The sequence below is a fragment of the Microcoleus sp. B7-D4 genome (assembly GCF_036705125.1).
Lineage (GTDB): Bacteria > Cyanobacteriota > Cyanobacteriia > Cyanobacteriales > Microcoleaceae > Microcoleus.
Genome location: NZ_JAUBTT010000183.1, coordinates 1 through 7,338, shown reverse-complemented (window position 1 = coordinate 7,338; position 7,338 = coordinate 1). Strand labels below are relative to the sequence as shown.

The window sequence follows — 7,338 nt, the reverse complement described above, 5'->3', positions numbered from 1 at the left end:
ACGGTGGTTGAAACTATAAATGTTACCTCCACAAATGTCACTGTTAGCGGTAGTACCGTCACAGTTAACCCCACGGCAGATTTAGCGCAAGGTACTGGTTACTACGTTGAAATTGCTGCTGGTGCAATTAAAGATTTAGCTGGTAACAATTATGCTGGGATTACGGGTGCAACTACTTGGAAATTCGCAACTAGCGATTCTAAGATTGATAACTGGCTTGAACTAAAAAGTTACTTGACAAGTAGCGGAATTAATGTATCTGGTGTAGTAGAGTCAGTTCTCAAAGAATTGATCGAGAAAGTCAACCCACTAACTGTTGAGTATGAAAACAATGAACTCACAGTCACATACGATGGTGAGGTAGATTTCAGTAAGTTCACAGTTCTTCCTCTTGTTACTAAAATTGCAGGCGATCTAACGATACCGATTAGCGAACCTAGCTTAACCATATCGGAACTGAATACCATCACTCCTACTTACACACTCGCTGGAAAGGTGAATTTTGAAGAAGAGGAAGATGGGGGAAAACCCAATGTCTTAGACTTCATTAATGAGAACCTAAAAATTAAAGAGATAGAGCTGGAAACTGAGATTACAACAGAGACTCCCCAGGAATTGAGCGTAACTGCAAATTTAAGCACAGAAAAACTAACGCTATTGAAGCAAGATTCGCTGTGGATTGAACTTACAGGTGCTAAATTAAACATCAATACGACAACCACTTCTACGCCCAAGTTCGGGATTGGAGGAAGCGTAAGTATTAAAGGTTACGATCCTTTCCAAGACAACGAACCCGAATTAAACGTTGGGGGAGAGATTATTTTCCAACCTGAATCGATCACAAGTAGCCTTCAACTTGCGCCAACAGAACCTTGGGAAAATCCCTTTGGCTTACCTGATTCAGAAATTCGGAATTTAGCTATACAGCTAGGTGGAACCTACGCACCGCCCTCGATTAAAAATGTTGGATTCGTGGCAGAGTTGCAGTTTGGAAAGTACAATCTCGATGCGGCTTTCGCGGTGGATAGCAAGGAGCCAAAGAAATTTGCTGTGGAATTAACAGTCAACGATCCCATCAACATAGTTGACCTTTGGACTGGGCCAGTCGGTTCTTATCTAATCAAACAAGTGGGTAAGGAAGTCGGTTTTGTCAAAACGGCAGAATCGTTTTTGAAGGAAGTTCTGAATGTAGATATTGTATCTATCGATGGCCTTGATGCAAATACAGAACTCGATCCACTCCTCAAATTAGTGCCTTTTGATACAGAGATTAAGACACTGGTTGGCGAGAGGAAATTAACAAAAGGTTTTGGGATTAATGGTCAGGTAGAGGCTTGGGGAAAAAAAGCTACTCTAACTCTTAACGCTAATCCTTACGATGTAATCAATCCAAGTTTAGAAGGAGTTTTACAGATTCCTGAAATTGACTTGGGATTTTTGAAACTCACAGGAGCCGAGAGTGCTGATGATAAGACTGTCGATTTAGCACTCAAAGTCAGTCCCACTGAGCAATATCTAAAAGGGGACGCTAAGCTTGAGATTTTTGGCAAGACTGTTGCTAAAGCAAACGTGGAATTTACAACCACGAGTGCCAAAATCAAAGATTTTGATTTTGATTTAGGAGCCGTAGCACTAGACATTAACGATTTTTCAGTTGATATTGACAAGAAGACGGCCAGTGGATCGGGTTCGGTGAAGATTCTTGGGCAAGAAGTTGCCGGAGCCAAAATTAATGCGGATAGAAATGGGCTAAAAGTTCAAGGAAATCTTGACTTATTCGGAGTCTTATCAATCGAGAACGCAATAATTGATATTAAAAGTCCCACCGATATCAAAATCGGAGGGACAGCTAAAATCTTGGGTCAAAATTTAGGCAGTGCCGACATTAGCCTACAGAATGGCCAGCTAACAGTTAAAGGTCGAATAGGCTACGATCTCAAGCTCGTTGGCAATGTTCAGGCAGACCTTGAGATTACCTCAGATGGTACACCTGGTGGTTCCAAGGTAAAGGTAGGTTATGAGGCTGGGCCGCTCAAAGGTGACTTTACCGTGTCACTAGCTCCGCTCACAAGTATCGGAAATTTGTTGGACCAGGTGACGGGCGGTGCCCTGGGTGCAATCACTGAGGCTGTAAATATAGCCATTGATGGGGTTGTTAATGGATTTAATAGTGTTACATCAGGTGTACTCAATACCTTTACTAAAATAGGTGACTTTTTTGAAGGTGCGTTTAAAGACTTGGGGGACTTCCTGGGTTTCGGCCCGGATGATGATCGTGATGACGAATTTTTGGATGATGGAAACAACAAATATGACTCAAAGGGAGGTGATGACTATATTCGAGGTAAGGGTGGAGATGACCATCTCATCTTGGGGTCGGGGAATGACAAAGGAGAAGGTTGGTCGGGCAATGACCGAATCGAAGGTCAGGATGGCAATGATACGTTGCATGGCGACGAAGGAAATGACCTGTTAGCAGGTGGTAGGGGCAACGACACTCTCAAAGGTGCCGATGGTGACGATCTCCTCCAGGGTCAACAAGATGACGATTGGCTGGAGGGCCATAATGGCAACGACAAACTCGAAGGCAATGAAGGCAGAGACACACTTGTTGGGGGTTCGGGTTCTGACTTCCTTTATGGTAATGCTGACGATGATCTCCTGTACGGTTATGAGGGTCGGGACTTGCTTGATGGTGGCGATGGTAATGACACCCTAAATGCTGACCAGGATGATGACCGTGTTTATGGTGGGAATGGCAATGATTTGATGAAAGGTCAGGATGGCAATGACGAACTGCACGGCTATCAGGGTAATGACACCATTGAGGGCGGAAATGGCAAGGACGTTCTCTTTGGTCAGGGAGATAACGACTTCCTCCAAGGTGGAGATGGGGATGATGTTCTCTATGGCGAAGACAACGGAAAAACGGGAGGAAACTACAACGGTAGCAACGACAAAGACACACTCGAAGGTGGAAATGGTAAGGATACTCTCTTCGGCGGTTTGAGTGACGATTTGCTCCTTGGTGGGAATGATGATGACATTCTTAGCGGTGAAGATGGCAATGACATACTCCGAGGAGAAACAGGAAACGATTTCCTCGACGGTGGTAAAGGCAACGACTCTCTAAACGGCGGGGACGGTAGTGATTCGCTCTTTGGTCGAGGTGGCAATGATTTCCTTGAAGGCTTTGGGGGTAAAGATTACCTCAAGGGTGGTGACGGTAACGATCGCCTCTTTAGTCATGACGATGATGACATCCTGAGTGGAGAAGCAGGAGACGACGTTCTCGGTGGTGGGAGTGGTAACGATGTCTTAGATGGTGGAGATGGTAACGACTCTCTCAATGGTGAAGCAGACAATGACACGCTCTCTGGTGGCAATGGCAGCAACGTCCTTGATGGAGGTGACGGAACTGATACTGCTGATTACAGATTTTCTAGTGGTTCTGTTAATGTCAATTTAAACGATGGCAAGGCCAAATTTGCTGGCAATACAGATCTGTTAACCTCGATTGAAAATGTCATTGGCTCACCTAATAACGAAGAAATTAAGGGCAACAGTCAGAATAATACCCTCTCTGGCCAAGCCGGTAACGATATCCTCCTGGGTGAGAGTGGCAACGATCTTCTCAGGGGTGATGAAGGTAATGACGAACTTCACGGATGGGAGGGCAATGACACCCTCGAAGGCGGAACTGGCAACGATACTCTCTACGGTCAACAGGGCGATGACTCTATCCAAGGTGGAGATGGCAATGACGCTCTTTATGGCGAAGGGAACGGATCGACCTCTGGTACAAGTAGCAAAGATACCCTAAGCGGTGGTGCTGGGGATGACTCTCTCTTCGGTGGCGTTGGCGATGATTACCTAGATTCTGGGGAGGGCAGCGATACTATTGACGGAGGAGATGGCAACGATATCTTGCTCTTGACCGGTAAGAAAGAAGACTATAAGTTTACCGAGACAGCTACAGCAGTATGGCGAATTGTTGCTCGGAATGGCGATGTCAAAATCGTGACCGGAGTTGATAATTTTGAGTATCGGCAATCTACTAATACAGATTTTGACCTCACATCAGTATTCAATCGCGATGTGATTGTCAACCGCGCGGGAGAAGTCACAGACAGCACACAAGCTCCACTGAGTACCGGGAATGAAACGCTACTCACTCAGTCCTTTGCAACGTTTAAAAACGGTGCGAATGGCAACGGTTTGCCTGACAACGGCTTTTTCCCAGCGAATACGTACCATCCCGACGTTCAACTAGGCTACAACAACACCAATAACGGCAACAACGCCAAAGTTCTTGCAAATGACTGGACATTCTTTACCTTCCCAGTTACGCCCAACCAGTATTCAGAAATCCACCTGTTCGCTACCAGTACATATGGCAGCACTGGGATGCCGGTGACTTTTTACTATAGCGATGGCACATACGTAGAAAAGAAGGTCACTGTTCCCGACTGGTTTGATGAAATTACCGAAACATCGTCCAATTACTATCTGATCGACGGAATGGATCGCAGCCTTGATACAACTGAAGCAGGTTATCAAGATGTCAACGATCCCGCCATATTCGGGTTCAAGTTCTATCCCAACCCAGCCAAAACGCTGCAAAGCATTAACGTCGGTAAAACAAGCGGTACCGCTAATAATTATCTGGGAGTGTTCGGAGCCACAGGTGTTTTAGTCAGCGCCACAAAGCAAACACTTAACACAGACACAGTAAGGACATACTACAAGAGTCGTGTCATAGACGGTTACATTGGTAGCGGTAAGGTGTTCTTCGATGCCAACTTAAACGGGATGTTGGATGAGGATGAACCGTTTACGATTACCAGGGCAGATGGCAGTATCGATCTGAATGTGGAAGTCGAAAAGTTTGATACCAACCAAAATGGTGAACTCGACTATACCGAAGGCCAGTTTGTTCTCATGGGAGGGATGGACATCCTTGGCGGGGTGGATGCTGCAACGGGTTTGCCGATGGCTACGCCACTGACTTCTATCCTAGAGTCAACGGTTGTGACACCTTTAACAACGGCGATCGCCTCTATGGTGCAGCAAGGCCTTGACCCAGCAACAGCGGAAACTCAGGTGAAAGCAGCGTTAGGACTGCCCGCAGGAGTTGATTTAGGTAGCTACGACCCCTTAGAGGCGATCGCCAAAGGGGACGCGAATGGTGTATCGGTATTCGGCTCGATGATTCTGGTGCAAAATACGATCGTCCAGATAGCGAAATTCATCAAGGGGGTTTCGGAAACAGAAGTTGCTCAACTCGCATTTAGTGGTATCGGGGCGATCGCCAATCAACTCAAGGGTGGCGCTGCTGTAGATTTAGGCAAAACAGAAACAATCTTGGCTATTCTCCAAGCAGCCATTACCAAAGCAGCAGAGTCTGACCCCAAAATCAACCCGACACAACTGGCTGCGAGTGCTGCTGCTGCGGCTCAAATCATGGCTCTGGGCAATCAAATGGTCAAGGATCTCGTCGCTAGCGGTCGCCCCATCAAAGATATTGCCCTTGAGATCACGAAATTGCAGGCGGTGTCTGTAGGTCAAATTGCTGTCGGTTTATCCGATTTGGCGGCGGGAACTGTGACTGTTGAAGAGTTCCTTGCTAACAACACCAAAGAGGCGATTCTGGCTCGGATCGAGAAGGTGAAGGTTAATGACCCTACTGTTCGCCCCGTTGTCGAGACTATTGATGCCACAGAGGCGATCGAGCCCGAGGAACCTACATCTGAGGACACCGGCAGCGCCCCTGGCACCGAAACCGGCACTGACACACCAACATCGATCGCTCCCACCCCACCGATCGCTCCCACCCCACCGATCGCTCTGACCCCATCAGTAACAGCCTCGGAAACACCGACACCATCGGAAACAGCCTCGGAAACACCGACACCATCGGAAACAGCAACTCCCACGCCAACAACTAATAACCTCTCAGACGATGAGTGCATCTGCGACAAAATTACCTATCCCAACTTAAACCGACCCAACTCAGTTGAAAACACCATACTCGGCGCATCCGGCATTCAGATAGGCACTGCCCAAAACGATGAATTACTAGGTAGCGATGCTGCCAACATATTCGAGGGCAAATCCGGGGATGACAACTTATACGGTGGTGCCGATAATGACATTATTAATGGCAACCAAGGCAATGACTTCATCGCCGGAGGCAAAGATGAAGATACTCTCTACGGAGATGAAGGAAGCGACATCATCCTTGGCGAATCGGGTAACGATTTAATCTTCGGAGGCAAAGGCAATGACTTCTTACATGGCCGCGAAGGTATTGACATCATTTATGGCAACAAAGATGATGACTTCATCGATGGTGGTAAGGATAATGACACCTTATATGGAGGCAAAGGTAACGACATCCTGCTTGGTAGTCAAGGTGATGACAATCTGTTTGGACAACAGGGAAATGATACAATCTGCGGCGGCGAAGGTAATGACTTAATCAACGGTGATGAAGGAGCAGATATCCTGGGAGGGTGTGCCGGAAATGATACTCTGTTCGGAGGCGCAGACAACGATACTCTCACTGGTGGCAAAGGCAACGATATCCTTTACGGAGGCATGGGAAATGATAGTTTGATTGGCGGTAGCGGCAATGATATCTTTGCCTTAACAACTGGTCAAGGATTTGATATCATCGCTGATTTTACCATCGGTCAAGATTTGATTGGATTAAGCGGTGGCTTGAGTTTTGGTCAGTTGGAAATAACTCAAAATACTCAGGGAACTCTCATCAAGAATCTCTTGACAGGGGAGCAGTTAGGTGTGATGGTTGGAGTGAGTGCCAATGCGATAACATCTGCTAATTTCATGCTGGTTTAGGAAAGGAGAGAAAAGTGCGATCGCCCTTAATACCAATTTTATATGAGGTTGCATAGAATCTGATCCCCCCTAACCCCCCTTATTAAGCAGGGCTGTTTCATTCTCTTGTAGGGGCAATCCCACGCCCGGTTGGCCCGATATTTGAAACATCGATTTCATCGTCCGTGGGGGGGCGGGCACGGGGGCACCGCCCCTACAAAAGCCTGATTTTCGTGAGAATGAAACAGCCCTGCCTTATTAAGGGGAGTAGGGGGTGGGACAAGAGCTTGGTCAAAGTCAACCCCTACTCCCCTTATTAAGGGGGAGTAGGGGGTATGCGAGGGGGAGCGAAATATATGCAACTTCACATTAAATTGGTATAAGTAAAAAAAGGGCGATCGCACTTAACCAAAATCAACATTTATAGTCATTTCAAATAAATGTGAGACAGAGGTAAGATCATGATAAAATCGATAAAAATACTTAATTAGAAAAAAA

The 7,338-nt window shown here is 46.5% G+C and carries 1 protein-coding gene; it reads left to right on the top strand.

Annotated features, from left to right (window positions below; translation table 11 throughout):
- The coding region (locus tag QUB12_RS36010) for an Ig-like domain-containing protein (RefSeq protein ID WP_333301236.1) at positions 1-6,861 on the top strand (6,861 nt) is incomplete at its 5' end.
- Positions 6,862-7,338 lie beyond the last annotated feature (477 nt).